Source organism: Phyllobacterium sp. 628, from assembly GCF_014189505.1.
Classification (GTDB): Bacteria; Pseudomonadota; Alphaproteobacteria; order Rhizobiales; family Rhizobiaceae; genus Phyllobacterium.
The window spans coordinates 175087-193303 of record NZ_CP050303.1; the positions used below are offsets into that span (position 1 = coordinate 175087).

The window sequence follows — 18217 nt, forward strand, 5'->3', positions numbered from 1 at the left end:
CGACATACGGAAGACATCATATGTTTTTCATATTAAACGAGGGAGGAGATTTTATGAAGCATTTTTGTAAGCTGCTGGCCGTTGGCGTCGCTTTTGGCGTTTTATCGCTTGGATCCCCTGCCGTAAAAGCTGCAACACCGGATAATCAATTGGTCATTGCCACGTCGCTTGCGCAGGTTCTGTCGCTTGATCCGCATCAGGCTACAGAAGCCAAAGCCAATGAAATCATGTCCAACCTGTATGACCGGCTGGTTGCCACCGACGCCTCCGGCAAGATTTTGCCGCAGCTCGCTGCGAGCTGGGAGATCGATGACAAAGGCATCACCTTTCATTTGCGCGACGCGCACTTCACCTCGGGCAATCCGGTCACGTCTGCCGATGTGGTTTATTCACTGGCCCGCCTGCTGAAACTGGACCAGGCTGCCGCCGCCAATCTGAAGCGCGTTGGCTATACAGGGGATAATGTCGAAAAGCTTGTGACAGCGCGCGATGAAAAGACCGTTCGCATCGATCTGTCCGGGTCTGTCACGCCGGAGATGCTGCTCTACCGGCTTGCGATGGTGATTGCCAGCGTTGTCGACAGCAAAGAGCTGATGAAGCATACGGTCGATAATGATTATGGCAATGCCTGGCTGCGGACCAATTCAGCTGGTTCCGGTCCCTTCAAGCTCAGCCGCTGGACGCCGAATGATCTTGTCATACTGGATGCAAACGCAACTTATTTGAGCGGAGCGCCCAAGATGCGCCGGGTTGTCATTCGCCATGTGCCTGAGAGTCAGGTCGAGCGTCTGATGCTTGATCGCGGTGATATCGACATCGCGAGCGCATTGACCGCTTCCGATCTTGCCACATTCAACGGCAAGAAAGGTTTTGAAATCCAGCGCGTTCCAACCGGAGGTTTCTATGTCCTGGCGATGAATGCCGGAAAGAAGGAACTCTCGGACCCACGGGTGCGCGAAGCTATCGCCTACGGCATCGACTACAAGGGCATGGAAAAAGCAATCATGGGGCCGTATGGCCGGGTCCGAACCGTGCCGGTACCGGAGAACTTTGAATATGCCATTCCAAGCCCAGATTGGCAGCTGAACGTCGACAAGGCCAAGGCGCTGATGGCGGATGCCGGCTATAAAGATGGGTTCACACTGACCCTGAAGACCATTGCCCAGACGCCGCGCATTGATCTTGCAACGGCCATTCAGGCATCTCTGGCGCAAATCGGCATCAAGGTGGAGATCCGGCAGGGTAACGGTTCAGAAATTATCGCCGCGCACCGTGCCCGCGATTTCGATCTGCTGATTCCGCAAACCGGCGCCTATATGCCGAATGTTCTGGGGGCAATGGAGCAGTTTTCCAGCAATCCGGATAATTCGCGTGAAGCCAACAATGCCGGTAATTTCGTCTGGCGGTCCGGCTGGGACATTCCCGAACTGACGGCACTGACAGCGAAGTCTGCCATGGAGCCAGACGCCAAAAAGCGCGGCGAACTCTACGTCCAGATGCAGGAACTATTTGTGAAGCTAAAGCCTGCGGTTTTGCCATTGTTTGAGCGCTATGAACCGATTGTTCTCAGCAGCCGGGTAAAAAACTATGTCGGGCACCCGAACCAGACGACGCGCCTTGAAGGTGTGACCAAAGCTTCAGAATAGCGGAGCCGACATCAGTCATGAAGGAACTTTCCGCTAAAGAAGTCGGACGGCGCATATCGCATCTGCTCGTCAGCTTGTTTATCCTGCTCTGCGTCACCTTTGTGATTGGCCGGGTGCTCCCGGTCGACCCCGTTGGTGCGGTCGTCGGCGAACTCGCCGATCCGGCGGCTTACGAGGCAATGCGAACACGTCTCGGGCTCGACCTGCCGCTTTATCAGCAATTCTTTATCTATCTGGGCGGGGTTCTGCGCGGAGACTTCGGCACGGCCATCCTGACGGGAAACTCGGTGGCGCAGGATTTGGCGCAGGCCTTTCCGGCAACCCTGGAACTGGCAACTCTCGCTGTCCTGATTTCCACATTCATCGGCGTACCGCTGGGACTTGCTGCTGCGCTCTTCCGCGATACGTTTGTTGATAAGTTCGCGCGGGTCATATCACTGGTTGGCCATTCCATCCCGGTATTCTGGTTCGGCATTGTCGGTCTGGTCATTTTCTACGCCACTCTCAACTGGGTTGGAGGGCCGGGACGCGTCGATGTTTTTTATGAAGGGCTTATCCCGCCGAAAAGCGGATTGCTTCTGCTGGACAGTCTGCTCGCAGGCGAAATCGAAGTCTTCTGGAATGCGCTTTCACACATTATCCTGCCCGCTTGTATCCTTGCCTATTCGGCGATGGCTTACATCACGCGCATGACGCGCAGCTTCACGCTGGAACAGCTGAGTCAGGATTATGTCATTGCCGCACGCGCCAAGGGTGTCAGTCCGTCGCGCACGGTTATCGGCCATGTCCTGCCGAATATTGCCGTGCAGCTCATCACGGTCCTTGCCATTTCCTACGGCAATCTCCTTGAAGGTGCTGTGGTGACGGAAATTGTGTTCTCCTGGCCGGGCATTGGCCAATACATGACCAACGCGCTGATGATCGGTGACATGAACGCCATACTCGCAGCGACAATCATCATAGGTCTGGTTTTCATGGTCCTCAATTTTCTGGCCGATATCGCCTATGCGGTTCTTGACCCACGTACCCGGGAGGCTGTCCGATGAGCCAGGCACACGACCACGCAATCACGATACGTCCACCCGGTATTGGTACTCGCGTTGTCTCGTCCCTTCATCGCTTTGTCAAAAAGTTGGCTGACGAACCACTCGGCATGGCGGGCTTCATTGTGCTGGCTGTTTTGGTCATCGTCGCAATTCTTGCCCCGTGGCTTGCGCCGTATGATCCCAGCATCCAGAGCCTTGAGAATGCGCTCAAGCCGCCGAGCCTTGTTCATCTTGCAGGTACGGATGAGTTTGGCCGCGATATCCTGAGCCGCTTGATCTACGGTACGCGCATCACCATCCAGACCGTGCTTTCGATCTCGGTGATTGTTGGCCCGATTGGGCTGCTGATTGGGATCATCGCGGGTTTCACTGGCGGGCGGACTGACGCTATCCTCATGCGTGCAACCGATATCGTTTTGTCTTTTCCGGCACTTATTCTGGCCCTGTCGCTCGCCGCAGCCTTGGGAGCAGGGCTCAATACGGCGATCATCGCGATCTCCCTGACGGCATGGCCGCCAATAGCCCGATTGGCGCGGGCGGAAGCGCTCGTGGTACGCAATGCGGACTATGTGGCAGCAGCCCGTCTCTATGGCGCTTCGCCGTTGCGCATCCTGCTGTTCTATATTGCGCCCATGTGCATTCCTTCCGTCATTGTCCGGCTGACACTCAATATGGCTGGCATCATCCTGACGGCGGCATCGCTTGGATTTCTTGGCCTCGGTGCGCAGCCGCCCGCGCCGGAATGGGGTGCGATGATTTCCAGCGGCCGCAAGTTCATGCTCGATTATTGGTGGGTCGCCGTCATGCCCGGCATTGCGATCCTTCTTACCAGTCTCGCTTTCAACATTGTCGGCGACACGCTGCGCGACCTTTTGGATCCCCGCCATGCCCGATCATAATCCTCCCCCCATCCTGTCCGTACGCGACCTGAATGTGCGCTTTGGCAAAAACTCCATCGCCGCCGTTTCAAATGTCAGCTTTGATCTGCGTCAGGAACGGATTGGCATTGTTGGCGAGTCCGGCTCCGGCAAGTCAACGACGGGGCGCGCGATCATGCGGCTATTACCTCCCAGTGCCCATATTGAAGCCAGCCAGATGGATTTCTGCGGAAGCCCTTTGCTGGATAAGTCCGAACGGCAGATGGGAGGGCTGCGCGGCAAGGACATAGCGCTCATTATGCAGGACCCGCGTTATTCCCTCAATCCGGTGCTGAACATCGGCAGACAAGTGGCGGAAGCAGCCCGGCTTCATCTGGGACTTTCCAGAACCGCTGCACTGGAGACTGCACGCGCCATGCTGGAACGCGTGCGGATCACCGATCCTGTCCGGGTCATGAAACTCTATCCGCATCAGATTTCCGGCGGTATGGGGCAGCGTGTCATGATCGCCATGATGCTTCTTGCCAAACCCAAACTGGTCATTGCCGACGAGCCGACTTCGGCACTTGATGTCAGCGTGCGCAGGGATGTGCTGGTTCTGCTCGATGAACTGATCCGCGAGAACAATTCCGGCCTTATCCTGATCAGTCACGACATCCGGATGGTTGCCGCCTTTTGCGAACGTATTCTGGTGATGTATGCCGGACGGGTGGTTGAGAGCCTGACCAGGCTGGACGATGCCCAACATCCCTATACACGCGGGCTGATCGCCGCCCTGCCTGATCCGCGCAATCCGGTAGACCGGTTGAAAGTGCTCGACCGCGCCACTCTGGAAACAGCGCAATGATCAAGGTCGAACATCTCGATGTGGTCTACGGCCACAAGGAAAACCGGAATTATGTGGTTCGCGATGTCAGCTTCTCCGTTGCGAAAGGCGAGACGCTGGGCATTGTCGGAGAATCCGGCTGCGGCAAATCCACAGTGCTGCGCTCATTGGCCGGCATTGAACAAGGCTGGACCGGCTCGATCGAAATGGACGGACACCCGATCGGCAAATCGCGCTCGCGGGATGAATTGAAACTGTCGCAGATGGTGTTTCAGGATCCCTACGGGTCATTGCATCCGCGTCATCGCATTGGCACGGCACTGGCCGAGCCGATCCACGCGATGGGCCTTGGCGATGGCTGGTCCAATGTTCCCACCGCGCTTAAACAGGTTGGTTTGCCTGAGATTTTCGCCAGCCGTTTTCCGCATGAACTATCTGGCGGACAAAGGCAGCGCGTCGCCATTGCCCGGGCTCTGACCCTGTCGCCGCAAATTCTGCTGCTCGACGAGCCCACATCGGCGCTGGACGTGTCGATTCAGGCCGAAATTCTCAATCTTCTGTGCGATCTGCGCGACGAAAGGGGGCTGACTTTCGTCCTTGTCAGTCACGATCTCGCGGTCATCGCCCATATGTGCGACCGGGTGCTGGTCATGCAGAATGGCGGGTTCGTTGATGAACTGAGCAAGAATGATCTGCGTGCTGGCACCACACATGCGGATTATTCGCGCCAGCTTTTTGAAACAAGCTTTCTTTAGGTCTTGTAGCCGCACATTGGTATGGGAGAGTCCGTTGATCAAAATGACTTTGGGGATCACAACTGCGATGGCAATTCTCACCGCATTCGTTCCGGGACCCGCTGGGGCGAAAACGTTTGTTTACGTCTCGGCAGCGACAGATGGGATGATCGATGCCTATGCGATGGATGACAAGACCGGGGAACTGACACCCACGTCCAAGTTTGATGCGGGCAAGATGGTCATGCCAATGACGGTCAGTCCCGACAAGAAGCACCTTTATGCAATTATTCGCTCGCAGCCCTATCGTGTATTGTCACTGGCGATTGATCCGGCAACAGGCGGGTTGAAACAGGATGCCGTGGCTGCATTGCCCGACAGCATGCCCTATGTCTCGACGGATATAACAGGGCGCTTGCTGTTCACATCCTCTTATGGCGGAAACAAACTGGCTGTGCTGCCGATCAATGCAGAGGGTCTGGTCGTGGACGGCGCCCGGCAGGTGATCGCCACCGGCCGCAATGCGCATTCGATTGTGAACGACCGTTCCGGCAAATATGTGTTTGCCACCAATCTTGGCTCGGATGTGATCCTGCAGTTTGTCCTCAATCCACAGACAGGAATGCTGGAGCCGAACGATCCCCCGAGCGTCAAGACCACATCCGGTTTCGGTCCCCGCCACATTGCGATTTCTCCAGACAATAAGTCGGTTTACGTCATCACGGAACTGACTGGCCACGTGATCCATTACACTCTCGACAATGCCAAGGGCACGCTCAGTGAGATGGAAAGCATTGCATCAGTGCCTGCCAGTGCCGGGCTCGTTCCGGGGATTGCACCCCCGTCGCCGCTTCCGTTCAACGCTCCGTTGGCATCGGCAGTTCAAAAAGCGCCCACTGATACTGAACCCAGAATATGGGCTGCCGACATTGGCATCACTCCGGACGGCAAATTTCTCTACACAACAGAGCGCAAGACCAGCACGATCGCGCTGTTTTCAGTGGCATCCGGCACGGGCAAACTCACCTACATCACGAATTTTCCCACCGAAAAACAGCCGCGTGGCATCCGGATCGATGCCTCCGGCCGGTTCCTGATTGCCAGCGGTGAGACGTCGGACAAGGTGGCGGTCTACGCCATCAAACAGACTGACGGCACATTAACAACGGTTGGCCGTTACCCGGTTGACGCCGGGGCAAACTGGATCGAGATTATTTCCTTTCCGTGAGTGAACGCCTCTCGCAGTCGATGTGAGGAACACGCGTTTACTACATATCGGCGAGGGGACGAAAAAGCCGTCTGCACTCGGCAATGCTGGGCGCTTATGCAGCCCTCGTTCCACCGAAACTCCATATTATTCAACAGCCTGCGGATCACCCCAGTGTTTTCGCGGGGCGTTTCCGTTTACGCTTGTTATTTGTATTACTATATTATAGTAGTATCCCGAGGTCTGGGAGGATCTTATACTTTTGGCCAATTTTGGGAGGAGAAGTCATGATTTCCATGAAGAGAATTCTGCTTACCAGTGCCGTCGCCCTAGCGTGCGCCGGAACTGCAAATGCTGCGGGTTTGACAGTTGGGTTTTCGCAGATCGGCTCGGAGTCCGGCTGGCGGGCAGCAGAGACATCCGTATCGAAGATTGAAGCCAAGAAGCGTGGTGTTGATCTCAAAATAGCTGACGCGCAACAGAAGCAGGAAAACCAGATCAAGGCGATCCGCGGCTTCATCGCTCAGGGCGTGGATGCGATCTTCATTGCACCGGTCGTCGCCACAGGCTGGGATACCGTTCTTGCGGAAGCCAAAGAAGCCAAAATACCGGTTATTCTGCTCGACCGCACCATCGATACATCAAACGCCGACCTCTACCTGACGGCCGTGACGTCCGACACCGTGCACGAAGGCAAGGTTGCTGGCGAATGGCTTGCGAAAACCGTAGCAGGCAAGGACTGCAAGGTCGTCGAATTGCAGGGTACCGTCGGCTCAAGCCCCGCTATCAACCGCAAGAAGGGCTTTGAAGAAGGCATCGCATCGGCCTCCAACATCAAGATTACCCGCAGCCAGACTGGCGACTTCACCCGGTCCAAGGGTAAGGAAGTCATGGAAGGCTTTCTCAAGGCAGAAAATGGCGGCAAGGGCATCTGCGCCCTCTATGCGCATAATGATGACATGGCCGTTGGCGCCATTCAAGCAATCAAGGAAGCTGGTTTGAAGCCTGGTAAAGACATCCTTGTCGTCTCGGTCGATGCCGTGCCGGATATCTTCAAGGCAATGTCTGAGGGTGAATCGAATGCGACGGTTGAACTGACGCCGAATATGGCTGGCCCTGCATTTGATGCATTGAAGGCATTCAAAGACAGCGGAAAGGCCCCGCCCAAGTGGATCCAGACGGAATCAAAGCTTTATACCCAGGCTGATGATCCCAAGAAGGTCTACGAGGAGAAAAAAGGTCTCGGATACTGATCAAACGCGAAGTGCCAGCCGTCCTGTTCCGGGCGGCTGGCTACCAACGGTAATTCGCTCGCGGGAGACGGCGCAATGTCGGACGAACCCGGTCTTTTGACCGTAGAAGGCATCTGCAAATCATTCATTGGTTTCAAGGCACTGGATGGCGTTGATTTCACCATCAGACCGGGCGAGGTTCATGCGCTTCTCGGTGAAAACGGTGCAGGAAAATCCACACTCATCAAGGTGCTGACAGGTGTGCACCAGCCGGACGCCGGCACTATAAAAATCGATGGACAGGCTGTCCACGTGCGCGATACGCAGCATGCACAGCATCTGGGAATTGGCACTGTCTATCAGGAAGTGAATCTGCTGCCTGATATGTCGGTTGCGGATAATCTTTACATCGGGCGCCAGCCAATGCGCTTTGGTTTCATCGACCGGAAACGGATGGAAAAACAGGCGCGGGAATTGCTGGCTCAGTATGACCTGCACCTCGATGTTTCATCGGATTTGTCGCGCTATTCTGTTGCTGTCCAGCAGCTTGTAGCGATTGCACGCGCCGTCGATATGTCCGGCCGTATTCTTGTGCTTGATGAACCGACTGCCAGTCTTGACCGACACGAGACCGAAATTCTGTTTGCCATATTGCGCCGGTTGCGTGCCCGTGGTCTCGGGATCGTTTTCATCACGCATTTCCTTGATCAGGTCTATGAAATCTGCGACCGGGTAACCGTTCTGCGCAATGGAAAACTGGCAGGCAGTGCACTGACAACCGAACTTCCAAAACTTGAGCTCGTTTCACTGATGCTCGGGCGGACATTGGCAGTCGCCACACACAATACACGCCGCGACCGGCCGCCCGCCCAAATCAAACAATTCTCATTCGACAAGCTTGGACGCAGCCGCAGCATTGCGCCATTCGATCTTGAGATCGGCGAAGGCGAAGTCATCGGCATGGCCGGTCTTTTGGGTTCAGGACGCACGGAGACCGCCAAAGTCCTGTTCGGGATCGATCCCGCCGACACCGGGCAAATCCGCATAAACGGCAATCCGGTGGTTATTCGAACGCCACAGGAAGCCGTTGCCAACGGCTTCGGACTGTGTCCGGAAGATCGAAAGTCCGATGGAATTATCGGCGACCTTTCGGTGCGTGAGAATATTGCCCTGGCGTTGCAAGCGCAGCGAGGCTGGCTCAAGCGGCTGTCAAGCCGCGAACAGGTTGCTTTGGCCGACAAATTCGTCAAAGCCCTCGACATCCGAACCACGGATATTGAAAAGCCGATTAAATTTCTGTCTGGCGGCAATCAGCAGAAGGTCATTCTTGCCCGCTGGCTGGCGACCAATCCGCGTTTTCTCATTCTTGATGAACCAACGCGCGGCATTGATGTGGGCGCGCATGCGGAAATCATCACCTTGATCAACCAGCTTTGCGACGATGGCATGGCGCTTCTCGTCATTTCATCGGAGATTGATGAGATTGTCGCTTACAGCACACGCGTTGTTGTTTTACGCGACCGGGCCCATCGCGGTGAGCTTTCCGGCGACGATATCACAACGTCCAATATCATGCGGATGATAGCCGCTGAACCCCAAGGGGCCCCGGCATGAAGCGCCTCAATACCGCTAGTTTGACGAAAGCACTGCCGCAGCTGCTTTCGCTGCTGATTATATTGTTTCTCAACTATCTGGCATTTCCCGGCTTCTTTGAAATACGCCTTCAGGACGGGCGGCTGTTCGGCAGCCTGATAGACGTGCTCAACCGCGGTGCCCCGGTCATCATCCTTGCCATCGGCATGACCGCCGTCATCGCCAGCCGGGGTGTCGATCTTTCCGTTGGCGCGGTTATGGCGGTCTCAGGCGCGCTGGCTGCCACAATGACCGTTTCCGGCTATCCCTTGCCGATCGTCATCCTTACAGCCCTTGGCGCTGGTTTGGTGTGCGGGTTGTGGAACGGCCTTCTCGTTGCCTATTTCGATTTGCAGCCAATCGTTGCAACGTTGATCCTTATGGTTGCCGGACGCGGCGTCGCCCAATTGATCACGGAAGGGTCCATTGTTACCTTCAATGAACCCGGTTTGATTTATTTCGGGACCGGATCATTTGCCGGCATTCCCATGCCCATATTGATCGCAGCATTGCTGCTGGTCGCGGCCATTGCCGTTGTCCGCCGGACTGCACTGGGACTGCTAATCGAGTCCATCGGTGTCAATCGAAGTGCAAGCAGCTATGCCGGACTGAACAGCAAAATGCTGTTGCTCGTCATTTACGGGTTCTGCGGTTTCTGTGCCGCATTGGCCGGGATCATCATCGCGGCCGATATTCGCGGGGCCGATGCCAACAATGCAGGTCTTTGGCTGGAACTGGACGCAATTCTGGCGGTCGTTATCGGTGGTACATCGCTCTTCGGCGGGCGTTTTTCCATTCTGATGTCAGCATTGGGGGCAATCATAATCCAGGCCATGAACACCGGAATATTGCTGTCGGGTTTTCCACCCGAATACAATCTCATCCTGAAAGCTCTGGTCATCATCGTGATCCTGCTTGCCCAGTCGTTTACGTCTCTGGGTGGATGGGCATTTCTCAAGGCAGAATTCCGCTCGAAGGGGACAAACGGACAATGAACACGCGCCTTCTGCCCCTTTATGCCACATTGCTCATCTGCATTATCGCGTATGCCGCCTGTGTACTCCAATTCCCTACGATGTTCTCAACACGCGTGGCAGGTAATTTGCTGACGGATAATGCGTTTCTGGGAATTGCCGCGGTCGGTATGACCTTTGTCATTCTCTCAGGCGGCATTGATCTGTCCGTGGGTTCAGTCATTGCCTTTACGGGTGTGCTGCTTGCAGTCCTCATCACACGTTATGGTGTCCATCCCTTGGCTGCCTTTGCAATTGCGCTCCTGATCACCACCACTTTCGGGGCAAGCATGGGCGCAATCATCCATTACCTCGAAGTGCCTGCATTTATCGTCACCTTGGCCGGTATGTTTCTGGCGCGCGGCATGTGTTTTGTAATGACAACGGATTCAATTCCGATTGATCATGCATTCTATACGACATTGCAGAATCTGTTTTACCGGTTGCCGGGCGGCGGCAGGCTGACCTTTATCGGCTGTCTGATGGTGCTGGTATTTGTGGTCGGGATCATCGTGGCGCATTTCAGCAAATTCGGCTCCTACATCTATGCCGTGGGGGAAACCGCACATCGGCTGAATTGATGGGTGTACCCGTTGCCAGAACAACAATTGGCATTTACGCAATGTCGGGCTTCCTGTCCGGTCTTGCCGGTATTGTTTTCTCGCTCTACACCTCGGCGGGCTATTCGCTCGCAGCCGTTGGTGTTGAACTTGATACCATCGCTGCTGTCGTGATCGGCGGCACATTGCTGACCGGAGGCGTTGGCTATGTCGCGGGCACATTCATCGGCGTGATTATCCAAGGTATCATCCAGACATACATTGTCTTTGACGGAACGCTGTCGAGCTGGTGGACAAAAATAGTTGTCGGTGTCCTGCTTTTCTCATTCATTGCCCTGCAACGCATATTGGTGTCCCTGTCATTGAAAAGAACAATGGCGACCGATGGGGGATGAATTGCCACGCAACGATCTTTCAAACTACGATTTTCGAACGGCCGGGTATTCACACACGCATCACGGCCATGTCATGCGGGCTCTCGGGTTGCGCATCGTCAGCGGCGACTACGCCGAGAACAGCATTCTGCCGGGAGACACCGAGCTGTTTGACCGATTCGGCGTGTCGCGAACGGTTCTGCGTGAAGCACTAAAGACATTGGCGGCCAAGGGATTGATTCAGCCCCGTGCCAAGATTGGCACGCGGGTGCTGGAGCGCTCCCATTGGAACCTGTTCGATCCGGACATTCTTGTCTGGCACTTCGAGGCCGGTCCCACTCCGGAATTCCTGTCGAGCCTTCTCGAAATGCGGTTGGCGCTCGAGCCTGAAGCAGCGGGTCTGGCCGCCCGCCGCAGAACCGACGCTCAACTCGAAAAACTCTATGAATGGGTCGGGAAAATGGGCGAGGCCGGCCAGTCCGCCCAGAGCTTCGTTGACAGCGATCTGCAATTTCATATGGCGATTGCCGAAGCGTCCCGCAATCCATTCATGCGGTCGATCAGTGCGCTCATCGAAGTGGCTTTGGTGACCACCTTTACCATCAGCTCGCCGATACCCAATCCCGAGCGGCACAGTTATTCGGTCGCGCGGCATCGGGCGATTGCCGATGCGATCCGGGATCGCAATGTGAGCGCTGCGAAAAAGGCCATGCGCGGGGTTATTGATGATGGTGCCGAGCGCGTCCTTGCTGCAACGAGCGGAGAATAGGATCCCGTCGCAGGTCGCCGGATCACTTTCCATTTTGATCTCCTGCCTACAACCAAGGACATCATGTGCTGGTTGCTGAACGTTGACGTACGCCCGTCAAAATTCCCATCAAAACCCGTCAAAAAGAGTTGCACACCTCATTTCGCCGAACTAGTATATCAAGCGGAGGAGATTTCTCGTGGTAAAGATGACGCTGGAAGACGTCGCCCGAGAAGCCGGTGTTAGTCTTGCAACGGTTGATCGTGTTGTGAACGGGCGGAATGGTGTGCATGCGCGCACCATCGAACGCGTCAACGCGGCTATTAAAATGCTCGGATTTCATCCCGACCCGCATGCATCGCGCCTCGCCCGTATCCGCGATTACGATTTCCGTATCATCCTGCCGACCGGCGAGAATGAATTCATGCAGGCACTGGATGCCGAATTCCGTGCCACGCGTGAACGGCAATTGCCGGAACGGGTGCGGCTCTCCATTCAATATGTCGATACTTTCGACGGTGAGGCTCTGGCCACTGCCTTGGAGGGTCTGCCCTCGGATATTGACGGGGTAGCGGTTGTCGCGCTCGATCATCCGGCGGTAACAGAGGCCATCAACGCGCTTGCCGATGCCGGCGTCGTGGTGCTGACCCTTGTCTCCGACGTGCCGAACTCACGCCGGGCACATTTCGTCGGCATCGATAATTACGCAGCCGGCCGCACCGCCGCTTCGCTGATCGGCCGTTTTGTCGGGCCGCGCAAAGGCAAGGTTGGCATGATTGCCGGTTCACTCGCCTTGCGTGACCATATTGAACGGCAATTTGGCTTTGAGCAGATTATTGCCCGCGAATACCCCGATCTGGAAGTTTTGCCGGTGCGCGAGGCACGCGATGAGAATGCGCGGGTGGAAGCCGTTGCCCGCTCGCTGCTCCGCGATCATTCCGATCTCGTCGCCATCTATAATGCCGGTGGCGGGCAGGCGGGCGTGATCGCCGCGCTGGAAGCGGCCAACCGTGTTTCCGATGTGATTTTCGTGGCACATGAATTGACCGCCTCGACACGGCGCCATCTGGTGCGCGGCACCGTTGATGCGCTGCTTAATCAGGATGTCGGCCATATGGCCCGCAGCACCGCGCGCATTCTCACCGCCTTGCGCGAAGGCCGCCCCATCGTGCCGGGGCAGGAACACATTCGCATCGATATTTTTCTCAGGGATAATATGCCCTGACGACGAACCTGAGCGGCACTCACCCGGAGTGTCCAATGAATTTGAGGAGATGAGATATGAAAACGATTAAGGGACCGGCCATTTTTCTCGCACAGTTTGCGGGCGATACTGCGCCGTTCAATTCATTCAACGCGATCTGCGAATGGGCCGCATCGCTAGGCTATCAAGGCATCCAGATTCCCACATGGGATGCGCGCCTGATCGATTTGAAGAAAGCCTCCGACTCCAAAACCTATTGTGATGAACTTGCCGGTACTGCCGCTGCACACGGCCTGACCATTACCGAGCTCTCGACCCATCTGCAGGGTCAGCTTGTTGCCGTGCATCCGGTTTATGACGAATTGATGGATGGGTTTGCCGTGCCCGAAGTGCATGGCAATCCGAAGGCGCGGCAGGAATGGGCCGTCGATCAGGTCAAACGTGCGGCGCGGGCTTCGCAGCATCTCGGCCTCAAGGTTATGCCGACATTTTCCGGCGCTCTAGCCTGGCCGTTCCTCTATCCATTTCCGCAGCGCCCTGCCGGTCTGGTGGAAGCTGCCTTCGATGAGCTGGCCAAGCGCTGGACGCCGATACTCAACTATCTCGACGAGCATGACGTTGACGCGGCCTATGAAATCCATCCGGGCGAAGATCTGCATGACGGCATCACCTACGAGATGTTTCTGGAGCGCGTGAACAACCATCCCCGCGCAAACCTGCTCTACGATCCATCGCATTTCGTGCTGCAGCAGCTGGATTATCTCGACTACATTGACATCTATCACGAGCGCATCAAGGCGTTTCACGTCAAGGACGCCGAGTTCAATCCGACCGGCCGTCAAGGCGTCTATGGCGGGTTCCAGTCGTGGGTGAACCGTGCCGGACGTTTCCGCTCGCTGGGCGACGGGCAGGTGGATTTCGGTGCGATCTTCTCCAAGCTCACCGCCTATGATTTCGACGGCTGGGCAGTGCTGGAATGGGAATGCGCGCTGAAACATCCGGAAGACGGCGCGCGTGAAGGCGCGGAATTCATCAGCGCGCATCTGATCCGCGTGACCGAAAGGGCATTTGATGACTTTGCTGGCGCAGGAACCGACGACGCGGCCAACCGCCGTATCCTTGGTCTGGTATAAGAACGGAAGGAAGCAGCAATGGCTATTGAAGCAAGTAAGCAGAAAGCAGCAACCCGGCGTATCCGTATCGGCATGGTCGGAGGCGGACAGGGCGCTTTCATCGGTGCCGTGCACCGTATCGCCATGCGTATCGATGATCAGTACGAACTCGTCGCCGGTGCGCTCTCTTCCAACCCGGAACGTGCCAAAGCGTCGGCGAAGGACCTTGGCATCGCGGAAGACCGCGCCTATGGGTCTTTCGAGGAAATGGCGAAGGCGGAAGCCAAACGCCCGGATGGCATTGAAGCGGTGGCGATCGTTACGCCGAACCATATGCATGCCCCCGCCGCCAAGGCTTTTCTGAAAGCGGGTATCCATGTGATCTGCGACAAGCCGCTGACGACGACGGTCAAGGATGCCAAGGAATTGGTGGCGCTGGTGAAAAAGACCGGCAAGGTCTTTGCGGTCACGCACAATTATACCGGCTATCCGATGATCCGGCAGGCGCGCGCCATGGTCGAAAAGGGCGTGCTCGGCACGATCCGGCTGGTGCAGGCTGAGTATCCGCAGGACTGGCTCACTGAAAAGGCCGAAGACAGCGGCTCGAAACAGGCGGAATGGCGCACTGACCCGGCGCGCTCCGGTGCGGGCGGGGCCATCGGCGATATCGGCACCCATGCCTATAATCTCGCCTGTTTCGTTTCCGGGCTGACCTTGAAGCAGCTCTGCGCCGAACTCACCAGTTTTGTCGAGGGCCGCAAGTTGGATGACGATGTGCAGATTCTGATGCGCTTCGAGGGCGGAGCCAAAGGCATGCTGTGGGCCAGTCAGGTGGCGCCCGGCCACGAGAACGGTCTGAAGCTGCGTGTCTACGGCACCAAGGGCGGACTGGAATGGACGCAGGCCGATCCGAACTATCTCTGGTACACGCCCTTCGGCAAGCCAAAGCAGTTGCTGACACGCGGCGGAGCCGGTGCATCACCCGAGGCGGCACGCGTAACGCGTGTGCCCGGCGGCCACCCGGAAGGCTATCTCGAAGGGTTTGCCAATATCTATACGGAAGCTGCACAGGCGATCATCGCGGCACGTACGGGCAAGAAGACGCCGAAGGACGTGATTTATCCAACGGTCGAGGATGGTCTGATCGGCATGGAATTCATCGAAGCCGCTGTGAAGTCGTCCAAGGCTGGCGGCGTCTGGACGAAGGTGTGATGAAGATGTTGATTTTACCCCCCTCTGGGCTGTCGCCCATCTCCCCCGCAAGGGGGGAGATCAGCCTTCATGACCATTACTCGCAATTTGCACCGTTGAAAGTTGCGCAAAATCATCAATGCCGATGTGATCTCCCCCCTTGCGGGGGAGATGTCCGACAGGACAGAGGGGGGTGTCTGCAAATATGAGCTCCCATGCGGCCACACAACCAACCTCGCTCCCGGTGCTTGAAGCCCGCAATATCGCCAAGGCTTTCGGCCCGGTGGAGGTGCTGACCGATATCAGTCTCACCATCCAGCCCGGTGAGGTGCATGCGATCATCGGCGAAAACGGTGCGGGCAAGTCCACGCTGATGAAGCTGCTCAGTGGCCATCTGCAGCCGACACGCGGTTCGGTTGCCATGGACGGCGAAGACATCACCCTGGCCGGGCCGGTTGATGCGGAACATCGCGGCCTTGTGCTGGTGCATCAGGAAATTCTGCTGGCGCCGCATCTGACGGTTGCGCAGAATATTTTCATGGGCCGCGAGCTCAAACGCGGCCTCATGGTCAATGATCGCGAGATGAACCGGCTGGCAGCGGAAGCCGTACGCAAGCTTGGCGCCGAAATCGATCCGACGACGACCGTGTCACGGCTTTCAATCGCCCGGCGGCAACTGGTGCAGATCGCCCGCGCGTTGCAGGTGCCGCACCGCGTCGTCATCTTCGACGAACCCACGGCATCGCTTACCCCTTATGAAACGGAAGCGCTGCTCAAGGTCATCCGCAACTTGCGCGATCAGAATGTGGCTGTGCTTTATATCTCGCACCGCCTGCCTGAGGTCGGCGCCATTGCCGACCGGATCACAGTGCTGCGCGATGGTAAGCTGATTGCAACTCGTAACGCCTCTGAATTGCAGCCTGTCGACATGGCGAAGCTGATGGTCGGGCGCGACATGTCCAAGCTTTACCCCGAACGGGAAGAGACTGCCACACGCGAGACCATGCTTGAGGTCAGCAACTTTGATGTTCCGGGTTATGCCCGCGATGCGTCCTTCACCCTGCGCAAGGGAGAAATCCTCGGCTTTGCCGGACTGATTGGTGCCGGACGCACAGAACTGCTGGAGGGCATTGTCGGACTGCGCGCCGCGCATGGCCATGTTGAGCTGAACGGTAAGCCGGTGAAGTTTCACAGCGTACGCGACAGTATGGCGGCCGGGATTGTCTATCTTAGCGAAGACCGCAAGGGCAAAGGCCTGCTGCTGGCACAGAACCTGCGGATGAATCTCACGCTCGCCTCGCTGAAGAAATTCACCAAGGGACCGCTCATCGAGCGCAAGCGCGAGGAACAGGGTCTCGACAAGGCCATTGCCGAATTTGATATCCGCGCCCGCCGCCGCGATCTGCTGGCGGGGCAGCTTTCCGGTGGCAACCAGCAAAAGCTGCTGCTGGCCAAGATGATGCTGCTGGACCCGAGCATTGTCATCATCGACGAGCCGACACGCGGCATCGACATCGGCACCAAGGAACAGATCTACAAATTCATCGCTGATCTCGCCAAGGCAGGCAAATCGGTGATCGTCATCTCATCGGAAATGCAGGAGCTGATTGGCGTCTGCCATCGCATACTCGTCATGCGCTCCGCGCGCATTGTCGGCGAAGTTACAGGCGACGCGATGACCGAAGATGAAATCGTCGTCTACGCCACCGGCGTCAAAACAAACGAAGCAGAACTCTACTCGACGGGGACCGCATGAGCGATACGCAACCTAACACCGACACGCGCGGCTTTGCCCGCAAACTGGCGGATATCGACAAGACGGCGGTTGCGCCGTTCCTGGCGCTTGCCGCGCTGTTTGTTCTTGGCGCTCTGGTCAATCCGAGTTTCATCGGCATCGACAATCTGCTGAACGTTCTGACGCGTTCGTCCTTCATTGCCATTATCGCCGTTGGCGCGACATTCGTTATCTCCGCTGGCGGGCTCGATCTTTCCGTCGGCTCGATGTCCGCGCTCGTCGCAGGCATCATGATCCTGTTTTTGAATTCTACCGCCATTGACGGAGATTATGCCATGCTGGCGGCCGGTATTGTCATCGCCATCGGCGTCGGGGCAGGTGCCGGGCTAGTCAATGGCGCTGTGACGACCATAGGGCGGATCGAGCCGTTTATCGTCACACTGGGAACCATGGCGATTTACCGCTCGGTGACTGTCTGGCTGGCCAATGGCGGCTCGATCGCGATGAAATCCAGCGAAATGCGCAATCTGTTCCGGCCGGTTTATACCGGGACCTTCATTGGCCTGCCGATCCCGGTCTGGATCATCCTTGCCGTCGGGTTGCTTGGCGCTTTCATTCTCTACAAGACGTCATTTGGCCGCCACGTCATTGCGGTTGGTTCCAATGAGGACGTGGCACGCTATTCCGGTATCCACGTCAATCGCGTGCGCGCCATGACTTACGTCATTCAGGGCATCTGCGTGGCCATCGCGGTTATCGTTTACGTGCCGCGTCTTGGCGCGGCAACCACGACGACCGGCATGCTGTGGGAGCTGCAGGCCATTACTGCCGTTGTGATCGGTGGAACCGCGCTGAAGGGCGGCGTCGGGCGCATTTGGGGCACGATCTGCGGCGCATTCATGCTGGAGATCGTCGGCAACATCATGGTCCTGTCCAACTTTGTCAGCGAATACCTGATCGGGGCGGTGCAGGGTGTTATCATCATCATTGCGATGCTTGTGCAGAGGACGCTGCAGCGCAAGGGATAAAAGTTTGGGAGGGGGGAACAAGGGCCACCCACCGACCGAGGAACAAGGGCC

General features: G+C 56.8%; 15 protein-coding genes and 1 pseudogene. All 16 read left to right on the forward strand.

Annotated elements, in window-relative coordinates:
- The first annotated feature begins 53 nt into the window (after positions 1-53).
- The 16 genes and pseudogenes from HB779_RS23415 (at position 54) to HB779_RS23490 (ending at position 18166) form a co-directional block, all read left to right on the forward strand.
- Complete coding sequence (locus tag HB779_RS23415; protein WP_188346785.1) at positions 54-1646, forward strand: ABC transporter substrate-binding protein; 1593 nt, start codon at positions 54-56, stop codon at positions 1644-1646.
- Between the two features lie 17 nt (positions 1647-1663).
- Entirely contained in the window at positions 1664-2692 is a 1029-nt protein-coding gene (locus HB779_RS23420; RefSeq protein ID WP_188346786.1) for an ABC transporter permease, read from the forward strand.
- Complete coding sequence (locus tag HB779_RS23425) at positions 2689-3591, forward strand: ABC transporter permease (protein ID WP_188346787.1); 903 nt, start codon at positions 2689-2691, stop codon at positions 3589-3591. Before HB779_RS23420 ends, HB779_RS23425 begins: the two co-directional genes overlap by 4 nt.
- Positions 3578-4417, forward strand: a complete 840-nt coding sequence (locus tag HB779_RS23430; RefSeq protein WP_188346788.1) for an ABC transporter ATP-binding protein — start codon at positions 3578-3580, stop codon at positions 4415-4417. The genes HB779_RS23425 and HB779_RS23430 overlap by 14 nt, the downstream gene beginning before the upstream one ends.
- Positions 4414-5151: an ABC transporter ATP-binding protein gene (locus HB779_RS23435; RefSeq protein WP_188346789.1), complete on the forward strand. Its 738-nt coding sequence runs from the start codon at positions 4414-4416 to the stop codon at positions 5149-5151. The genes HB779_RS23430 and HB779_RS23435 overlap by 4 nt, the downstream gene beginning before the upstream one ends.
- 67 nt (positions 5152-5218) lie before the next feature.
- On the forward strand, positions 5219-6358 hold the full coding sequence (locus tag HB779_RS23440; RefSeq protein ID WP_244642921.1) for a beta-propeller fold lactonase family protein: 1140 nt from the start codon (positions 5219-5221) through the stop codon (positions 6356-6358).
- A 275-nt stretch (positions 6359-6633) separates the two neighbouring features.
- Positions 6634-7590 (forward strand): galactofuranose ABC transporter, galactofuranose-binding protein YtfQ, encoded by a 957-nt coding sequence (gene ytfQ, locus HB779_RS23445; RefSeq protein WP_188346899.1) that lies wholly within the window; start codon positions 6634-6636, stop codon positions 7588-7590.
- Positions 7591-7665: 75 nt separating this feature from the next.
- Complete coding sequence (ytfR, locus tag HB779_RS23450; RefSeq protein WP_188346791.1) at positions 7666-9183, forward strand: galactofuranose ABC transporter, ATP-binding protein YtfR; 1518 nt, start codon at positions 7666-7668, stop codon at positions 9181-9183.
- On the forward strand, positions 9180-10196 hold the full coding sequence (locus HB779_RS23455) for an ABC transporter permease (RefSeq protein ID WP_188346792.1): 1017 nt from the start codon (positions 9180-9182) through the stop codon (positions 10194-10196). The genes ytfR and HB779_RS23455 overlap by 4 nt, the downstream gene beginning before the upstream one ends.
- Positions 10193-11169: pseudogene (gene yjfF / locus HB779_RS23460) on the forward strand (galactofuranose ABC transporter, permease protein YjfF). Before HB779_RS23455 ends, yjfF begins: the two are co-directional and overlap by 4 nt.
- A gap of 1 nt (position 11170) precedes the next feature.
- Positions 11171-11917 carry a FadR/GntR family transcriptional regulator gene (locus tag HB779_RS23465; protein ID WP_244642922.1) on the forward strand — a complete coding sequence of 249 codons (747 nt, stop codon included), beginning with the start codon at positions 11171-11173 and terminating at the stop codon, positions 11915-11917.
- A 187-nt stretch (positions 11918-12104) separates the two neighbouring features.
- The gene (locus HB779_RS23470) at positions 12105-13121 is read left to right on the forward strand and encodes a LacI family DNA-binding transcriptional regulator (protein ID WP_188346900.1); all 1017 of its coding nucleotides are present in this window, start codon (positions 12105-12107) and stop codon (positions 13119-13121) included.
- Positions 13122-13177: 56 nt separating this feature from the next.
- Entirely contained in the window at positions 13178-14233 is a 1056-nt protein-coding gene (locus tag HB779_RS23475) for a sugar phosphate isomerase/epimerase (protein WP_188346794.1), read from the forward strand.
- 18 nt (positions 14234-14251) lie between these two features.
- Positions 14252-15424, forward strand: coding sequence for a Gfo/Idh/MocA family protein (locus tag HB779_RS23480; RefSeq protein ID WP_188346795.1), 1173 nt, complete (start codon positions 14252-14254; stop codon positions 15422-15424).
- A gap of 184 nt (positions 15425-15608) precedes the next feature.
- On the forward strand, positions 15609-17159 hold the full coding sequence (locus HB779_RS23485; protein WP_188346796.1) for a sugar ABC transporter ATP-binding protein: 1551 nt from the start codon (positions 15609-15611) through the stop codon (positions 17157-17159).
- Positions 17156-18166 carry an ABC transporter permease gene (locus HB779_RS23490; RefSeq protein WP_188346797.1) on the forward strand — a complete coding sequence of 337 codons (1011 nt, stop codon included), beginning with the start codon at positions 17156-17158 and terminating at the stop codon, positions 18164-18166. The genes HB779_RS23485 and HB779_RS23490 overlap by 4 nt, the downstream gene beginning before the upstream one ends.
- The last annotated feature ends 51 nt before the right edge of the window (positions 18167-18217 follow it).